We start from the raw sequence: 16745 nt of genomic DNA on the forward strand, positions 1-16745 counted from the left end.
GGGCCGACCATGCACGACGCCGGCGAGTGGAGTGAAGAACAGAGCCTTGAATGGCTCAAACGCTGGGCCACATCGACCAGCGACCATGCTGTGATTGCCGTCTCGCCTTCGGGCCACGTATTGAGCTGGAACCCCGGCGGCCAGACCATGCACGGCTACCCCGGTGCCGAAATAATCGGTCGGCATATTTCCGTACTCTATGCCGACGGCGACTGTCGGCGCGCCGTCCCCGAGAGCGCCCTGCGCGAGGCACGTCAGCACGGCCGGCACGAATTCGAGGGATGGCGTCGACGCAAGGGCGGCGACCTCTTCTGGGCCAGCGTCGTGACGACGGCCATTTTCCGCGAAAATGGACACCTCGACGGCTTCGTCGAGGTGGTGCGCGACGTCAGCGACAAGCGCAAGGCGCACGAAGCGGTCATCGAAAGCGAGCGGCGCTTCCGTCTGCTCGTCGACGGCGTGACCGACTACTCGATCTTCATGCTGTCGCCCGAAGGTGACGTCACGAACTGGAATCAGGGCGCACGACGCATCAAGGGCTACACGGCAGCCGAAATCATCGGCTCGCACTTCTCGCGCTTTTACACCGCAGAGGACATCGCAGCCGGCTTGCCCGCCAGGGGACTCGACACCGCGGCCCGCGAAGGACGGTGCGAATCGGAAGGGCTGCGCGTGCGGCGTGACGGCTCAACGTTCTGGGCGCACGTCATCATCGACGCGATCCGCGACGAGGACGGCACACTGGTCGGCTTCGCCAAGATCACCCGTGACATCACGGAAAAGCGCCAGGCCGACGAGCTGCTCGAACAGACCCGCGCGGCGCTCTTCCAGGCGCAGAAAATGGAAGCGATCGGCAAGCTCACCGGCGGCGTCGCGCACGACTTCAACAACGTGCTGCAGGTGCTGCGCGGCAACCTTGAACTGCTGCAGAGCCGCCACCGTCACGACGGCTGGAGCATGGAGCGGCTCGGCGGCGCCATCGACGCGGTCGAGCGCGGCGCGAAGCTCGCGTCGCAACTGCTCGCGTTCGGGCGGCGCCAGGCGCTGCGGCCGATCGTGGTCAATCTCGCCGCGATGGTCAGAGGAGCAGACGATCTACTGCGCCGGGCCCTCGGCGAAACGATCGAGGTCGAAACGGTGGTCGCCGGCGGTCTGTGGAATACCCAGGTCGATCCGCACCAGCTCGAGAACGTCATCCTGAACCTCGCCATCAACGCGCGCGATGCGATGCCCGGCGGCGGCAAGCTCACGCTCGAGTTGGCCAACGCGATGCTCGACGACCACTACGTGCGCTCGCTGACCGACGTGCCGGCGGGCCAGTACGTGATGCTCGGCATCACCGACACCGGCATGGGCATGTCGCAGGAGGTGCTCGAGCGCGCGTTCGATCCGTTCTTCACGACGAAACCCGAAGGGGAAGGCACGGGCCTCGGCCTGAGCATGGCTTACGGGTTCGTGAAGCAGAGCGGCGGCCACATCCGCATCTACAGCGAAGTCGGTCATGGCACCACGGTACGCATCTACCTGCCTCGCTCGCTGACGGAGTCGCAGGCGACCGTCCCCCGGCGCAACACGCCGCTGATGGGCGGACAGGAAACATCCTCGTCGTCGAGGACGACCTGAACGTCCAGGCGACGGTCATCGACATCCTGATCGAACTGGGCTACAGCGTCCTGAAGGCCAACAACGCCGAGCAGGCGCTTGCCGTCCTCTCGAGCGGGGCACACGTCGACCTGCTGTTCACCGACGTGGTGATGCCGGGCACGCTGCGCAGCCCGGAACTGGCCCGTCAGGCCCTGCAGCTGCTGCCGCATCTCAAGGTGCTTTTCACGTCGGGCTACACCCACAACGCGATCGTTCATGGCGGCCAGCTCGACCCGGGCGTCGAACTGCTCAGCAAGCCGTACAGCCGCGAGGACCTGGCGCGCAAGGTGAGACAGGTGCTCGGTACAGACGGAACCGTGCTGGCGGCGATTCCGTCGAGCCAATCACCGCCGTCTGTGCAGCCTTCTACACCGACGGGACTGCACGTGCTGGTCGTCGAGGACGATGCGCCGTCCCGGGACGCCGTGTGTGAACTGCTCGCAATGCTCGGGCACCGGCCCACCGGCGTCGGCTCGGTCGCGGCGGCACAAGAACTTTTCGCGCACCGGCCGATCGACGTGCTCATGACCGACGTGCATCTGCCCGACGGCTCAGGCCTCGACATGGCCCGCGAGGCAGCCGGCGAGCATCCCGATCTGCGGGTCATTGTGGCGTCTGGCGACGCAGTGCCGCTGCCGGACGCCCTTCCAGGCTGGCAGGTGATCCGCAAGCCCTATGGAACGGACGATCTCGCGACGGCGCTGGCGGCATGCAGGCGGACGTGAACGCCCTCCACCCCTGTCGGGTTAACGCGATACGGGATCGACGTCCAGGGGCTCGGTGCCGACGACCGCCGCACGATTTCCATCGAGCCGCTGGCGCAACATTGTGATACCCGTTGATCACTCCGACTCTGCGCCAGAGAGCCCATGCGCGAGACAGACAGGTCGTAAGGACAGTTTTTTGATGCCTCGAATTACCTAGTCAGGCACACAATCCAGGCGCCGTTGCTGCGCTCCTGACGCTTGCGCTCGCGGCTTCGCCTGGCCTGTGCCAGCCCGACGGCCGGGCTGGAAGTTTCAGCCTCGATCTGCCAGATCTCACAGCGGACATAGTCCGGATCATCAGGCTTGCCCCCATAGCTCCACGATCCACTTGGAAAGCGCACTACGGTCCAAGGTTTCTTCATTGCAATGCTCCTTTCCAGGTGCCAGTGACGACTGACGCGCCGCCGGTCGGAACGTGGCGCAGCGCCATGCGGCCGACTCGCAGGCAGTCCACTCGCTGGACCGGTACCGCACCGGCACTGCACGACAGATCGCGTTGCCCGGTTGCGGCGGCCCTGATATTCATCGGGCGGCCCGGCCACGGACGCCGATTCTATGTCCCGGGCTGACATGGCATCGCTGCGGGACTACGCCACTCGCGATGCGCGCTCCGGCCTGGCACCGCTGCAATGGGGCGGCGCTGAGCGCGCTTAGGCCGCCGTTGTCTGGCAGTTACCCAAGGGACGCAGGTCACCTAGGCGGAACGCCCCACGGACGGGGCCGTCCGCGACGACCTTGATCGACCTGATCGGAAATTGTCCGAGGTGGACGGCGCCGGATCGGCGGTGGGGGCCAGCTCGTTGGGGACCGGCTGCCCGCAGCCGCGCCGCCCTTTTCACGGCATGGATATACACTAATCCAGTGTATATCCATGGGATCGTGCCATGCATGTCGCAAAATGGGGTAACAGCCTGGCCGTACGCCTTCCGTCGAGCCTGGTGGAAGCGCTGGAACTGCGGGAAGGCGACGACATTGAAATCGTCATCGACGCGCCACGCACATTTGCCGTGCGTCGCAAACCGGGCGCGGATGCGTTGATCGAACGCCTGCGCCAGTTCCGCGGGAAGCTGCCACCGGACTTCAGGTTCAGCCGGGACGAGGCGAATGAACGAGGGTAAAACGAGGATTTTCGCCGACAGCAACGTTGTGCTTTACCTGCTGTCGGGCGATGCAGCACGGGCAGACCGTTCGGAATCCCTCCTTAGGCAGACCCCGACGATCAGCGTGCAGGTGCTCAACGAGGTCACGAACGTCTGCATCCGCAAGCTCGGCATGACCAGGGAAGAGGTCGCGCAGTTTCTCGGCGTGGTGCGCACCGACGAATTCAACCGCGAAGCGGTTTGGCTAACCAAGGCGCGTTCACAGTGACCGTTGTGCGTGAAGCACCGGCATCACCCCTTCGGCGGCGTCGGGCGACGCCTGTACCATTTCATCAATGGTCGTATCGACATACCGTGCGCAAAAATGGACGCCGAAACCGTCGCGAGCGTCAACGTGATCAGTTGCCGCGCGATGGATTGGTCGATGCCATGGCGAATCGCGAACATCAAATAAAACACGGAGCCGATTCCCCGTATTCCGAACCATGAAATCATCACTCGCGCGCGTCCCGTACCCGCCGCACCGAGCGTTCCGACCGCGACCGCGATAGGACGCACGAGCACGAACATCGTCGGAATGAACCACCACAACGCGTACCACGTAGTGGCATAGGGAAGAAGCGCGCCGACCAGCAAGACAACCGTCAGCTCGGCAAGATGTTCGAGCTGAGCGTTGAATCCCAGCACCGCATCGGTCATCACCGTGCTGGCATGGTGCGAGTGCGTCGCCATTAGTTCATACGCGTGCCCTTTCGAGCCCGTGGCCGCGCCGAGCGACACAGTCCCTTCCCGTGGTTTGTCGTGCACCCGCTGAAGAGCCAGGCCGGCGGCAAAGACGGCCAGAAACCCGGACGCATGGCAGAGTTGCGCCGCCCCATAGGCGATGGCGACCAGGCCGAGCGACAGGAACTCATCGAGACCAACGGCCTCCGAATGCCGCGTACGCAGATAAACGACAAGGCGGCCAATCAGGGCACCGAGCCCCGCGCCGATGAGCACCCCGCCGACACTCGCCCATATCAGGTCTATCGCAAGCCAGCGCCAGACAGCAAACGAAGCGCCATCATGCCGGGACAGCAATGCGAGGCCCAGTATCACGAACGGATACGCCGTGCCGTCGTTCAACGCCCCCTCGCCAGCAAGGTTGAAACGCAACTGATCGGGATCCGTTCCGCGTTCTGTCCGCACGCCGGATGCCAGAACGGGGTCCGTGGGAGCAAGAATGCCGCCGAGGAGCACCGCCGCGCCCAACGGCAGCCCCAGCCCCCACATGCCGACCGCTGCAATCAGCCCCACCGTGATCGCCATCGAGACAAACGCGAGGCGCAGCGGAACGATCCATCTTCGGTCGAAAATCGGTACGCCCATGCGTAACCCGACGGTAAACAGCGAAATCAGCAGCGCCACTTCCGCCACCCGGCCGATCACATCGGCGTGATGCAGCGGATCCGGCACGATCAGCCCGAGTCCGCCGGGACCGACGAGGTAACCGGCGACCAGATAAATCGTCGCGCTGCTCAACAGCAGACGCGCCAGCGGCGCGCTCGCCACCACCATGGTGATGAGCAGAACGCCGCACAACAGATACCAGATGGGATCGGACATGGATCGCGGACAACATCGCAGGGACGCTCGCCGGGCGAGCCATATTCAGGCTCACCGAAGCCGGCGCAGTGAACGGCGGACGGCAAGCGGAAGGTTCGACTCCATTCTGACATCCGCATTTTCGCCTTCGCGTCGAATTACCGTCGGCCCCACATCAGTACGATACGTGCAGACATGCGTCCGGTCTGGATTTATTCCCGCGCAAAGCCATGTACCGTTCGAAAGGAACCTATGCCGCGGTTTTGAACGGAGTCGCCGCCGTGCTGCGCGCAGTAGTCGCATCGAGGTCGCGACCTGCAACTGCGAGGGCAAGCGCCGGATTCAGGCTGTCGACCATCGAGGTCGGCATCAGGATCGTCGCGCCACGTTCCTTGGTCGTTTCGTAAATGATGTTCATCGCGCGCAGTTGCAGCGCGCCGGGTTGATTTTCATAGATCCGCGCCGCCTCGACGAAATTCGCAGCCACCGCGGCTTCCGCCGAGCCCAGAATCACGCGCGCCTGCTTTTCGCGCTCAGCCTGGGCCTGACGGGACATCGCGTCCTGCAGCGCAACCGGAATCGCGACATCACGAATTTCCACGGAACCGACCGCAATGCCCCATGCGGCCGTCTTGCCGCCAATCTCCTCGCGCAGATGCACATCCGCCATGGTCCGATCCGACAGGAGTGTGGCGAGCATCGACGAGCCGATCAGTTCGCGCAGCGTGGTCTGGGCCACGCGATCGATCGCCTGTCGATAGTCGGTAATCGCAAGCGCCGCCCTTTGCGCGTCCTGCACATGCCAGAAGATGATCGCATCGACGTTGACCGGCACCGTATCCTTCGTCAGCGCCTGCTCTGCGTTGAAGGCCGTGGTCTGAATACGCTCGTCGATGATCGCCACCACGTGATCCAGAATCGGAACGATCATGAAAAATCCGGCGCCCTTGACACTCTGCAGCTTGCCGAGTCTGAGGATCACGAACTTCTCCCATACATTGGCGACCTTGACGGACAGTGCGATCAATATGCCGATGACGATCAACGGAGGCGCCAGATAGAGATTGATCCATTGGCCGGCTGCAACGCCGGCCAGAATGAATACAGCGGACAGGAACAAGGTAATCGGACTCATGGTAGCTAACCCCAATCTTGTTGTGGACGATGGAAGCCGGCGACGTCAACCGGAACAGCATTGCGGTCACAACGGCATCGCAGGAACCCTGAAATCGCAAACTCAAGGTATTCGCCACAGCCTATCTCGCCGGTGCATCAAGGTCGGTACGTTGCCGTACCGGGTTCCGCACGGACATGCTTTCGCCGCGGGCACTCCCGCGAACGTCCGACATCGGACAGACACCGATCTCGAACGGCAGCATAATTGATTTATTCGATCGAACCCGCCCGACGCATTCGCGCTCCACGCGAGATTCGATCGCTTACCGAATCCCTATGGAGGCCCACCATGAAATGTACTCCCCGCCCGCTCCCGCCGCGATCCGCAACGGCGCTTGCCGTGGCGCTGCTTATCGGCATGACCATGCTGACCAATCCCGCCGACGCCGCGACGCCCGTACAGCACATCACGACCGTCGCCGCTCACACCACGGTCGATATGCGAATCAGCAGCCTGCATTCGCGCCTTCAGATCACGGCCGCACAGGAATCCCTCTGGCAGCCGGTCGCGCAGGTCATGCGCGACAACGCCACCGCGATGGATACGCTCAGGCAGTCCCATACCGCTAACGCAGGCAGCATGAGCGCCGTCGACGATCTCCGGTCCTATAGCCAGCTCATCGATGCGCATGCGGACGGCATCAGGAAACTCACGCCGCCGTTCGAGGCGCTGTACAACAGCATGTCGGACGCACAGAAGCACAACGCCGATCTGATTTTCCGCAACGACAGGCACGCCACGGCGAAGAAGAGTTAGGTCAAGGCTACGCCCCATCAATCGACTGCGAACCGGTGCGACGCCATTCGGCGCGCCGGTCCGCCCATTGGAGAACACCATGAAAACTTCGATCACGCACGCGCCAGCCAGGGGCTCGACACGCGTAACGTGGCCCGGCGCCGTGAGTCTTGCACTCGCTCTGACCTGCCTCCTCACAGCGCTGCCGCTGCGGGCCGAAGGCGCTCACCGCGGCGGGCATCAACACAGTCAGGAACGCGGCGTCCGGCAGCAGGGATACCGGCACGAAGACCGTCGCCGAAGCAACGGTTATGGCGGCGACGAAGACTATGTCTATGGCGCGCCCCCCATTGTCTATGCGCCGGAAGCGGCGCCCGGCGTGAACCTATTTCTCCCGCTCTAGCGGTTTTTACGCCGTCGTACCGCATCGGTAATCGCGCTGGCGTAACGTCGAGACGTCGTCAGCCAACCAGGAGAGGATCGTGTTAAGACGAACATTCATATAGAGCACGCCCGGATCGGTCCTCGCACTCGGCCTCGCGTTTTCCGGTTGCACCACTACCAGCCCGTTCGACGCCAATAGCGTGCAATCCAACAAGCGCCACACCATCGACGCGGGCGTCGACTCCACGCTTGAGCGCCTCTATAGCGCGGCAAACGGCTCGCGCGAACTCGTCAGCAAGGCGCACGGTGTGCTGATTTTCCCTTCGGTCGTCGATGCCGGCTTCATTGTCGGCGCGGAGTACGGCGAAGGCTCGCTGCGCCGCACGGACACACCTCCGGGTACTACAGCACGACAACCGGCTCAATCGGCTGGCAAGTCGGCGCGCAATCGCGTGCCATCATTTTCCTGTTCATGACCGACGACTCACTCAACCGGTTCCGCAGTTCCGACGGCTGGTCGGCGGGTGGAGACGCATCAGTGGCAGTACTGAAAATCGGCGCGAATGGCGTGGTCGATACCAGCACGGCAACCGGACAGGTGGATGCGTTCGTGCTGTCCAACGGGGGGTTAATGGCCGGCGCCTCGCTCGACGGCACCAAGGTCAGCCGGCTCAAGTCTCTGTAGCAGCCGGCCGCAGCGGGAACGCACAGGGAGCGTGGCATGGACCCATTTCACGCGTCGAATTACGCGGAGCAATCATGTTACGCAACATCAAGGACCTGCGCGGCTACATGGTGAGCGCATTCGACGGCGACGTCGGCACGATCGATCAGGCTTACTTCGACGACGAAGCGTGGGGCGTACGCTATCTGGTGGTCGAAACAGGCAACTGGCTCAGCAATCGCCAGGTCCTGATTTCTCCCTATTCGGTCAAGCGCACGGACGCGGAATCGAACATCGTCCATGTAAACCTCACGCGGCAACAGGTGCGGGATAGCCCGAACATCGACATGCACAAGCCGGTCTCACGTCAGTACGAGATCCAGTATCTGCGCCACTACAACTATCCGACGTATTGGGGCGGCGCGAACCTGTGGGGTATGGGCGCGTGGCCGGCGTTCGACCCGACAGATACCGCGACCGACCCCGAGCCCGATTCCCCTCCGTGCGCCGGCCGGCCACATGTCGAGCCGTCGGGCGATGTTCATCTGCGCAGCACGGATGAAGTGATGGGCTACCACATCAAGACCATCGACGGCACGACGCCCGTTCATCGCGGCTATGAAGTGGCGCTGCATGAATACTATGGCAAGGACGGGTACTGGTCGCGTGGCGAGCCGGCATCACGCGACGCCGCGTTGTAAGCGCAATAACGCTCAACACGGCACCATATGGCGCATACATCCAGGCCGGGATGGCGTGTCCGTGCCTTGCAGCAGCTCAAGACCCGCACATCGCCTTTGAGCAGCAACCCTGTGAGAGAGCATATGCACCAATCGACTTCCCCCTCGCCGCGCGCTCGCAGACGGACCACGCAGGCAGAGCGAGTGGAACACCTGCTTCTCCGCTTATGCGCAGGCGTTTCCCGAACTGGCGGCGGAACTGCAGAACGTGATGAGTGGCGATTTACCGGCCGGCTGGGACCAGGATATTCCGCTTTTTCCCGCCGACGCCAAAGGCATCGCCACGCGGACGGCGTCGGGCAAGGTGATGAACGCCATCGCACCGCGTCTGCCATCGCTGATCGGCGGCTCCGCCGATCTCGATCCGTCCACCTTCACCGCGCTCTCCGGGCTCGGCGACTTCGAGGCGCCCGGCGCCAGCGCGCGCGACAGGCAGGGCTCGAGTGGAGGCGGATGGAGCCGTGCGGGCCGCAATCTGCACTTCGGCGTGCGCGAGCATGCCATGGGGGCGATCCTGAATGACCTGGCCGCTCATGGCGGAACCCTGCCGTTCGACGCGACGTTCCTGATTTTCCCGGACTACATGCGGCCGCCGATCCGGCTTGCCGCGCTCATGCATCTGCAAGTGATCCAGGTCTACACGCACGACAGCCTGGCGCTCGGCGAAGACGGCTCGACGCATCAGCCCATCGAGCAGCTGGCGAGCCTGCGGGCCGTGCTCAACCTCAACGTGATCCGCCCCGCCGATGCCAACGAAACCGCGATAGCCTGGTGCGTGGTGCTGGAAATGCGTGACCGGCCGACCGCGCTTATCCTGACGCGCCAGAATGTGCCGACTATCGACCGTACCCGGTTCGCCACCGCCGACGGCCTGCGGCGCGGCGGCTACGTCCTCGCGGATACGCCCGGTGGCGAGCCGGCGCTGATCCTGATCGCCACCGGCTCCGAAGTCACGCTTGCGATGGCCGCGCGCGAGCAACTGCTGACGCGCGATGTTGCCGTGCGCGTGGTCTCGCTGCCCTGCTGGACGCTGTTCGATGCGCAGCCGCAAGTGCATCGGGACGCGGTGCTGTCGCCATCGGTCAGCGCGCGGCTGGCAATCGAGGCTAGCGTGCCGCAAGGCTGGCACCGCTATGTCGGCGAACACGGTGAGGTGCTCGGCATCGAGCGTTTCGGCGCATCGGCCCCGGCCGACGTCCTGCTGCGCGAGTATGGCTTCACGTCCGACAACGTCTGCGCGCGCGCCCTCGCGCTGCTGCGCTAGCCATCGGACAGTCCGGAGGCGCAACCTGAGCGCCGCTTCGTGCCCAGTTGGCAATCGTGGTGCCGACTATATTGTCGACTGAGCCGCAAGTGTGCTGTCGACCAGCGATCTGGCCTCGTCGACGATACGCGTCAGGTGATCCTCGCCGCGAAAACTTTCGGCGTAAATCTTGTAGATATCTTCCGTTCCCGACGGGCGCGCGGCAAACCATCCATTCTTCGTGACCACCTTGATGCCACCGAGGACCGCGCCGTTGCCAGGCGCGCGGTCGAGCACCTGTTCGATCTTCTCGCCGGCCAGTTCGGTATGGGCGAACTGCGCGGGCGAGAGCTGCGCAAGCAGCGCGCGCTGCGTTGCCGTCGCCGCCGCCTGGACGCGACGTTCGACCGGCTCGCCCAACAGCTGCGTCAGGTCACGATAAATTTCCGCGGGGTCACGGCCGGTTCGGATCGTGATTTCAGCCGACAGCAACGCGGGCACGATGCCATCCTTGTCGGTCGTCCACGCGGTACCGCCGAGCCGCAGGCAGCTCGCGCCCGCACTCTCTTCGCCCGCGAACCCCAATGAGCCGTCGAGCAAGCCGGCGGCAAACCATTTGAAACCGACCGGTACTTCGTAAAGCGCCCGCCCCAGCTTTTCCGTTACCCGATCGATCATCGCGCTGCTGACGACCGTCTTGCCCACCGCCGCATCGGGCCGCCATTGCGAACGATACCGATACAGATAGTCGATCAGGACAGCGAGATAATGATTTGGCGGCAGCAACCCGGCATCATGGGTAACGATGCCGTGGCGATCGTGATCGGTGTCGCATGCAAAGGCCACCTCGAAGCGATCCTTCTGGCCGATCAGCGTTTGCATCGCATACGGCGACGACGGGTCCATGCGAATCTGACCGTCCCAGTCGACGCTCATGAAGCGGAAGGTCGGATCGACCTCGTCGCTGATCACGTCGAGATCCAGGCCGTAGCACTGCGCAATTGGCCCCCAATAATGTACACCCGCGCCGCCCAGCGGATCGACGCCCAGACGGATCGGCGCACCGTGCAACACGTCCATGTCGACGACGTCGACGAGATCGCTGACGTAGGCGTTGAGGAAGTCGTGCCGGTGAGTCGTCGTCGCACGCAGCGCGCTGGATAGCGGCACTCGCCGCACCCCGCGGAGCCGGGCGCCGAGCAGGCCGTTCGCCACGGTTTCTATCCAGCCGGTCACGGTCTCGTCGGCCGGGCCGCCGCCAGGCGGGTTGTACTTGAAACCGCCGCTTTCCGGAGGATTGTGCGATGGCGTCACCACGATGCCGTCCGCGAATCCCGCGGTGCGGCCGCGATTGTAGGCGACGATTGCGTGCGAGACGGCCGGCGTCGGCGTGTATTCGCCATTCTGCGCAATCATGACCTCGACGCCGTTCGCGGCCAGCACCTCGAGCGCGCTTGCGCAGGCGGGTTCGGAAAGCGCATGGGTATCGATTCCGAGAAACAGCGGACCATCGATCCCCTGCTGCTTTCGGTAGCGGCAAATGGCCTGCGTGATGGCGAGCACATGCCACTCGTTGAAACTGCACGTAAGCGCCGAACCCCGATGCCCCGAGGTGCCGAACGCAACCCGCTGCGCCGCAACCGCCGGGTCCGGCCTGTCGCAGTAGTACGACGTGACAAGCCGGGGAACGTTGACCAGCATCGCATGGGACGCCGGTTTTCCGGCGAGAGGATTGATGCTCATTGCGATATTCCTTCGTGGTCCAGCTTCATGATAACGCCGGGCCAGCGCATTGGTTGAGCTGTCGTACGTCAGTGCATTCCCGTCCGTGCGCTTTAGTCAGTGAACGTGGCTGCCGAAGAGTCCCAGCAGCCCGACGACGATCAGGTAGATCGCAACGATGTAGTTCAACAGCCGAGAAACCACGAGAATCAGGATGCCCGCAATCAGCGAAACCGGTGGACCGGTACTTGTGAGTATTGGCATGACATTCTCCCTGGTACATGCTGGAATGAACCCGGTGCAAATGTCGTGTGTCCGCCAGCATGACACCGGCCGGAAAATCGAGGCACTCACCTTCGGCATCGCAGTTTGCGCTTCGCCCCAAGGCTGTTCACGACATTACGCGAGATTCGGCCAGGATGCAGTACGTCAGCGTACCAATCGCTTCCCGAGCGCTTCCCGACAAGCGTTCATGACACAAGCGTCCCGCACGGCGCACGGTCATGCCCGCATACCTTGACCGGTAGCGTACCGACAAGGCGCCCCCCGCCCTCTACGCTTGATCATGAATTCGATGGACAGGATCTGCAACCCGACAAACCGCTAACGTTTCCATAAGGCTTCGACCGGTTTCGACCATCGCCGGGATCCGTACCATTCAGTTTGGATTCCAATGTGAATCACCCATCTACTCTCATGGAGAACGAACATGGGCATCATCGTATTGGTCGTTGTGATCCTGCTGCTGATCGGTGCAATTCCCAGTTGGCCGCACAGCCGGAATTGGGGCTATTTCCCGAGCGGCATCCTCGGTATCGTCGTCGTGGTGGTGCTGGTTCTACTTCTGATGGGACGCCTATGATGGAATGCCTGTAAAGACCGCGTATGTGGACCGTGCCGGCACCACGATGCATCACCGGCAGGAAGCTGCTGGTATACGCATCATTGCGGAGATCGGCAAATTGCCCGGCGGATCGCCCCTGAACAAGCAGGCCATCAAGGCACCCATCGCTTGCAGTCGCGAAAAAGAGACGATGCCCGCAAGAGCGAATCCGGCAAAACCCCTTTAGTCGACGAACGAAGTACGGCACCGTACCGACTTCATTCGTGCCTGCACGCACCTTGGTGCTGTGCCATGCGAGTTTCGGATTGCAATACGCCCGGAACGACGACGGCAACAACCTTCTCCAATTTTTCGTAGCGACGGGATACTATCCGCCCGGAGCGGCAACTCTCATGAATTTAACTACACTGCTTCTCTTCTTCGTATCCGCCTGGACCGGCTTTTGGGTCTCAAAATGGCTGAGACGGCGTCCCGCCGGGCATCTGTCAGAGACTCACTGCGTTGCCTCCGGACTTAAGAGCAAAACGTCCATATTGTCGAACCGGAACCGGCGGCAGGATCACCGTTGGTGGCACAACGGCTCGTATCGCCCCGTCACGAGATGTCGCAATTCCGGCCGCCTGACGGAAGACCGTATTCGATGGGCAATGCTGCCCAGACCCGCCGGGACCTGGCACATGTCGCATCGAACTATCCTGCCGGTCCGGTGTTCGCTGGCATTACGGCATCGGACAGGATTTACCGCAATCTCCAGGGAGATGCCATGCAGATCGGGATGACAGGACTGGGACGAATGGGCAGCAGCATGGTCCGACGCTTGCTGAGGAAGGGCCATGAATGCGTCGTCTACGATTCCAACGACGAGGTTGTAAAAGAACTCCAGCAGGCGGGGGTGATCGGCGCGGCTTCGCTCGAGGATTATGTTTCACGCCTAACCAAACCGCGCACGATTTGGTTGATGCTGCCCGCCGCGGCGGTCGACCGGGAACTGGCCGCGCTGATTCCATTGCTCGATGCCCATGACGTCATCATCGATGGCGGAAACGCGCACTATCACGACGACATTCGCCGCAGTGCGGAATTGCAGTCGCACGAGATTAACTACGTGGACGTGGGGACGAGCGGCGGCGTCTTTGGGCTCGAAAGAGGCTACTGCCTGATGATTGGTGGGGAAGAAAGCGTCGTGCAGTCTCTCGCCCCGATTTTTTCCGCGCTCGCCCCAGGCGCCGACCGGGTGCCGGTAACGCGGGGCCGGAGCCGCCACGACAGTACCGCCGAGCACGGCTATCTGCACTGCGGTCCGCATGGCGCGGGACATTTCGTCAAGATGATTCACAACGGCATCGAATACGGGCTCATGGCCGCGTATGCCGAAGGCCTGAATATCCTGCGCAACGCCGACGCCGGCCGACGGCTGGACGAAGCCAATGCGGAAACCACGCCGCTTCGCGACCCGGAGCACTATCAGTATGTGTTCGAGCTACCGGAAATCGTGGAAGTCTGGCGCCGGGGCAGCGTAATCGGTTCGTGGCTGCTGGATCTCACCGCCGCGGCGCTCGAAAGCGATCCCTTGCTGACGCAGTATGCCGGCCGTGTGTCTGACTCCGGCGAAGGACGCTGGACGATCTCCGCCGCCATCGATGAAGCGGTCCCCGCGCCAGTGCTGAGTGCGGCGCTCTACGAACGCTTCAGCTCGCGCGGCGATGCGGATTTCGCCGACAAGGTATTGTCCGCCATGCGCCATGCCTTCGGCGGTCATCTGGAAACGCTGGCGGCAAAGCCGGGCATCTGAGCATGGCCACGCCCCGCTCGGATGCATTCGTTTTTTGGGCGCCACCGGCGATCTGGCTGGCAAACAGATTTTCCCCGCGCTGCAGGCCATGACCCGGCACGGCCGGCTCGACATGGCGGTCATCCGCGTGGGCAGGTCGGCGTTGACCCGCGATCAATTCATCGCGCTAGCACACGACAGCATCGAGAAACACGGCGCCCCGGATGAAGAAGTGTTCAAAAGCCTTTCATCCCAACTCCAGTACGTCGGTGGCGACCTGCTTGACGATGCGACCTTTCAGAAGCTGCGAGCGCTACTGGGCGACGCGGTATGCCCACCTATTACCTCGCCATTCCGCCCGGGATGTTCGGCAGCGTGGCGAAGGGGCTGTCCGGACCGGGGCGTCCACCCGACGCCCGGCTGATTGTCGAAAAGCCGTTCGGCCACGATCTCGCCTCGGCGCAAGCGCTCAACCTGTTGCTCACGCAATCTTTCCCGCCGTCAGCCCCGTTTCGCATCGATCACTACCGCGGCAAGGAGCCGATCCAGAACTTGCTCTATTTCCGCTTCGCGAACGCGTTCATGGAACCACTCTGGAATCGCCGGCATGTGGCGAGCGTCCAGGTCACCATGGCCGAATCGTTCGGCGTGCAGGGGCGCGACAGCTTTTACGAAAGGTCGGCGCCATTCTCGATGTCATGCAGAATCATCTGCTCCAGGTGGTTTCGCTGCTCACGGCCGAGAAACCGGTCGACGATCAGCCCGGTGCATTGAGCGACGCCAGGCTGCGGGGGTCTTCGAAGCCATGCGGTGTCGATCGCCCCGGACGAGGCCGTGCGAGGCCAGTTCCGCGGCTACCGCGAGGAACCCGGAGTCGCGGCCCGCTCCACGGTAGAAACGTTCGTCGTATTGCGCCTGCATATCGACAACGAGCGCTGGTCAGGCGTGCCGTTCTATCTTCGCGCGGGTAAGCAACTCGCGGCCACCTCAACCGAGATCATGGTGACGCTCAAACACCCAACTCGCGAGATCTTCGATGCGTCTGCACCGGAACAGCCGAATTATTTCCGGTTCAGGATAAGCCCCGACGTCCTCATTTCGATAGGCGCACGGGTCAAGATGCCCAGTGAAGCCATGCAGGGCAACACCGTGGAACTCGTCGCACATCGTCGGCCCGGCGATGAAATGACACCCTACGAACGCCTGTTCGACGACGCGATCCAGGGCAACGCGACGCTATTCGCCCACTACGACTGCATCGAGGCGGCCTGGCGCACGGTGACGCCAATCCTTGGCAACAGCGTGCCGCTCACGATGTATGAACCGCAGACCTGGGGTCCGGCGCAGGCCAACCGGATCATCGGCGGAGACGATCGCTGGCACAATTCCGACACGTCCCCCGGCGCCGGGGAAGGTCGGTACGGCGTCATACCCGGAAAACCTTCAGTGATTTTCGAGCCGCTTGCGGATCGCCTGTAACTCGCGTCGCCGGCTTGCAGTCGATTCCGGGTAAGTCATCTTCAGCGATTCGAGCGTGTCGAGCACGATCTGCGAAACGATCAGCCGCGCGTTCTGCTTGTCGTCGGCGGGCACGACGTACCACGGCGCGGCGCGCGTACTCGTCGCGCCAAGGCATTGCTCGTATGCCTTCATGTACCGCTTCCAGAATTTGCGCTCCTCCGACGTCCGCTGCACTGAACTTCCAGTTCTTGTCCGGTTCGTCGATGCGCTCCACGAAACGCCTGCGTTGTTCCGCCTTCGAGAGATGAAGGAAAAACTTGACGATACGCGTGCCGTTTCGTTCAAGATGCCGCTCCAGATCCACGATCGACCGATACCGGTCGTGCCATACCACCTCCTTGTCGTGCGATGAATCCGGCAACCCTTCACTTCGCAAAAGCTCCGGATGCGCGCGCACGATCAGGACTTCCTCATAGTACGAACGGTTGAAGATGCCAATTTGTCCGCGGGGCGGCAAATCTCGCGTGGTACGCCAGAGAAAGTCGTGCTCCAGCTCCGCGGGGGTCGGGTGCTTGTAGCTGAAAACCTGGCAACCCTGCGGGTTCACGCCCGACATGACATGTCTGATCGCTCCGTCCTTGCCGGCCGCATCCATTGCCTGAAAGATCAGCAGAATCGCATGGCGGTTCGATGCGTAAAACAGTTGCTGCAGCGAACTGAGCCGCGTCACATGCTCAGCGAGCAATTCCTGATAATGCTCTTTGGAGTCATACAGGGGCGCGACCTTCGTCGGCCATTTTGCAAGACTGACTTCATCGACTTCCTGCAAACAAAAGTCTTCCGATCTGATTTTCATTTCGCTTCCGTTCGTATCGTTTCCACATGAACTGCCTCGCCTCCGTTCCCGGG

The 16745-nt window shown here is 62.7% G+C and carries 13 protein-coding genes and 6 pseudogenes; 12 read left to right on the forward strand and 7 right to left on the reverse strand.

What is annotated here, in order from left to right; genetic code table 11:
• Window positions 1-9: 9 nt before the first annotated feature.
• Window positions 10-2369: pseudogene (locus V8683_RS25340) on the forward strand (hybrid sensor histidine kinase/response regulator).
• A 191-nt stretch (window positions 2370-2560) separates the two neighbouring features.
• Here the strand turns inward: V8683_RS25340 and V8683_RS25345 are convergent.
• Window positions 2561-2773: a hypothetical protein gene (locus tag V8683_RS25345; RefSeq protein WP_411189786.1), complete on the reverse strand. Its 213-nt coding sequence runs from the start codon at window positions 2771-2773 to the stop codon at window positions 2561-2563.
• Window positions 2774-3295: 522 nt separating this feature from the next.
• Here V8683_RS25345 and V8683_RS25350 point away from each other — a divergent pair.
• Both V8683_RS25350 and V8683_RS25355 read left to right on the forward strand, forming a co-directional pair.
• Window positions 3296-3529: an AbrB/MazE/SpoVT family DNA-binding domain-containing protein gene (locus V8683_RS25350; protein ID WP_411189787.1), complete on the forward strand. Its 234-nt coding sequence runs from the start codon at window positions 3296-3298 to the stop codon at window positions 3527-3529.
• A pseudogene (locus tag V8683_RS25355) lies at window positions 3516-3686 on the forward strand (PIN domain-containing protein); the annotation flags it as partial. The gene V8683_RS25350 and the pseudogene V8683_RS25355, both read left to right, overlap by 14 nt.
• Window positions 3687-3802: 116 nt before the next feature.
• Here V8683_RS25355 and V8683_RS25360 read toward each other — a convergent pair.
• Window positions 3803-5116 (reverse strand): cation:proton antiporter, encoded by a 1314-nt coding sequence (locus tag V8683_RS25360; protein WP_111484466.1) that lies wholly within the window; start codon window positions 5114-5116, stop codon window positions 3803-3805.
• Window positions 5117-5345: 229 nt separating this feature from the next.
• Window positions 5346-6230 carry a slipin family protein gene (locus V8683_RS25365; RefSeq protein WP_411189788.1) on the reverse strand — a complete coding sequence of 295 codons (885 nt, stop codon included), beginning with the start codon at window positions 6228-6230 and terminating at the stop codon, window positions 5346-5348.
• A gap of 330 nt (window positions 6231-6560) precedes the next feature.
• On the opposite strand from V8683_RS25365, the gene V8683_RS25370 reads away from it, so the two are divergent.
• From V8683_RS25370 to V8683_RS25390, 5 genes and pseudogenes are all read left to right on the forward strand, one after another.
• Complete coding sequence (locus V8683_RS25370) at window positions 6561-7028, forward strand: Spy/CpxP family protein refolding chaperone (RefSeq protein ID WP_411189789.1); 468 nt, start codon at window positions 6561-6563, stop codon at window positions 7026-7028.
• 79 nt (window positions 7029-7107) lie between these two features.
• Window positions 7108-7410, forward strand: coding sequence for a hypothetical protein (locus V8683_RS25375; protein WP_148709294.1), 303 nt, complete (start codon window positions 7108-7110; stop codon window positions 7408-7410).
• Window positions 7411-7489: 79 nt separating this feature from the next.
• Window positions 7490-8076, forward strand: a pseudogene (locus V8683_RS25380) (BPSL1445 family SYLF domain-containing lipoprotein).
• 74 nt (window positions 8077-8150) lie between these two features.
• Window positions 8151-8756, forward strand: a complete 606-nt coding sequence (locus V8683_RS25385) for a PRC-barrel domain-containing protein (protein WP_411189790.1) — start codon at window positions 8151-8153, stop codon at window positions 8754-8756.
• A 145-nt stretch (window positions 8757-8901) separates the two neighbouring features.
• A pseudogene (locus V8683_RS25390) lies at window positions 8902-10059 on the forward strand (transketolase-like TK C-terminal-containing protein); the annotation flags it as partial.
• A gap of 66 nt (window positions 10060-10125) precedes the next feature.
• Here the strand turns inward: V8683_RS25390 and pgm are convergent.
• Both pgm and V8683_RS25400 read right to left on the reverse strand, forming a co-directional pair.
• A complete protein-coding gene (pgm, locus tag V8683_RS25395; RefSeq protein WP_411189791.1) occupies window positions 10126-11781 on the reverse strand; it encodes a phosphoglucomutase (alpha-D-glucose-1,6-bisphosphate-dependent) in 1656 nt (551 codons plus the stop codon).
• A 96-nt stretch (window positions 11782-11877) separates the two neighbouring features.
• The gene (locus V8683_RS25400; RefSeq protein WP_111484472.1) at window positions 11878-12024 is read right to left on the reverse strand and encodes a DUF3096 domain-containing protein; all 147 of its coding nucleotides are present in this window, start codon (window positions 12022-12024) and stop codon (window positions 11878-11880) included.
• Window positions 12025-12469: 445 nt separating this feature from the next.
• Between V8683_RS25400 and V8683_RS25405 the strand changes: the two genes are divergently transcribed.
• The 4 genes and pseudogenes from V8683_RS25405 to V8683_RS25420 all read left to right on the forward strand — a co-directional run bounded on the left by V8683_RS25405 (window position 12470) and on the right by V8683_RS25420 (window position 15854).
• Entirely contained in the window at window positions 12470-12622 is a 153-nt protein-coding gene (locus V8683_RS25405; protein ID WP_111484473.1) for a DUF3309 family protein, read from the forward strand.
• 745 nt (window positions 12623-13367) lie between these two features.
• Window positions 13368-14396: a phosphogluconate dehydrogenase (NAD(+)-dependent, decarboxylating) gene (gnd, locus tag V8683_RS25410; protein ID WP_411190565.1), complete on the forward strand. Its 1029-nt coding sequence runs from the start codon at window positions 13368-13370 to the stop codon at window positions 14394-14396.
• 88 nt (window positions 14397-14484) lie between these two features.
• Window positions 14485-15100: pseudogene (locus V8683_RS25415) on the forward strand (glucose-6-phosphate dehydrogenase); the annotation flags it as partial.
• 85 nt (window positions 15101-15185) lie between these two features.
• Window positions 15186-15854 carry a hypothetical protein gene (locus tag V8683_RS25420; RefSeq protein WP_222708069.1) on the forward strand — a complete coding sequence of 223 codons (669 nt, stop codon included), beginning with the start codon at window positions 15186-15188 and terminating at the stop codon, window positions 15852-15854.
• On the opposite strand, the gene V8683_RS25425 is transcribed toward V8683_RS25420, so the two are convergent.
• On the reverse strand, window positions 15819-16028 hold the full coding sequence (locus V8683_RS25425; RefSeq protein WP_411190566.1) for a polyphosphate kinase 2 family protein: 210 nt from the start codon (window positions 16026-16028) through the stop codon (window positions 15819-15821). The two genes, V8683_RS25420 and V8683_RS25425, sit on opposite strands and share 36 nt — an antisense overlap.
• Before the next feature lie 85 nt (window positions 16029-16113).
• Window positions 16114-16692 (reverse strand): annotated as a pseudogene (locus V8683_RS25430) (polyphosphate kinase 2 family protein); the annotation flags it as partial.
• Window positions 16693-16745: the final 53 nt, after the last annotated feature.

Source organism: Paraburkholderia sp. AV2 (genome assembly GCF_054968425.1).

Coding starts and splice junctions, on each gene's coding strand:
- V8683_RS25345 (WP_411189786.1), bottom strand. CDS start 2,773: ATGAAGAAACCTTGGACCGTAGTGCGCTTTCCAAGTGGATCGTGGAGC.
- V8683_RS25350 (WP_411189787.1), top strand. CDS start 3,296: ATGCATGTCGCAAAATGGGGTAACAGCCTGGCCGTACGCCTTCCGTCG.
- V8683_RS25360 (WP_111484466.1), bottom strand. CDS start 5,116: ATGTCCGATCCCATCTGGTATCTGTTGTGCGGCGTTCTGCTCATCACC.
- V8683_RS25365 (WP_411189788.1), bottom strand. CDS start 6,230: ATGAGTCCGATTACCTTGTTCCTGTCCGCTGTATTCATTCTGGCCGGC.
- V8683_RS25370 (WP_411189789.1), top strand. CDS start 6,561: ATGAAATGTACTCCCCGCCCGCTCCCGCCGCGATCCGCAACGGCGCTT.
- V8683_RS25375 (WP_148709294.1), top strand. CDS start 7,108: ATGAAAACTTCGATCACGCACGCGCCAGCCAGGGGCTCGACACGCGTA.
- V8683_RS25385 (WP_411189790.1), top strand. CDS start 8,151: ATGTTACGCAACATCAAGGACCTGCGCGGCTACATGGTGAGCGCATTC.
- pgm (WP_411189791.1), bottom strand. CDS start 11,781: ATGAGCATCAATCCTCTCGCCGGAAAACCGGCGTCCCATGCGATGCTG.
- V8683_RS25400 (WP_111484472.1), bottom strand. CDS start 12,024: ATGCCAATACTCACAAGTACCGGTCCACCGGTTTCGCTGATTGCGGGC.
- V8683_RS25405 (WP_111484473.1), top strand. CDS start 12,470: ATGGGCATCATCGTATTGGTCGTTGTGATCCTGCTGCTGATCGGTGCA.
- gnd (WP_411190565.1), top strand. CDS start 13,368: ATGCAGATCGGGATGACAGGACTGGGACGAATGGGCAGCAGCATGGTC.
- V8683_RS25425 (WP_411190566.1), bottom strand. CDS start 16,028: ATGAAGGCATACGAGCAATGCCTTGGCGCGACGAGTACGCGCGCCGCG.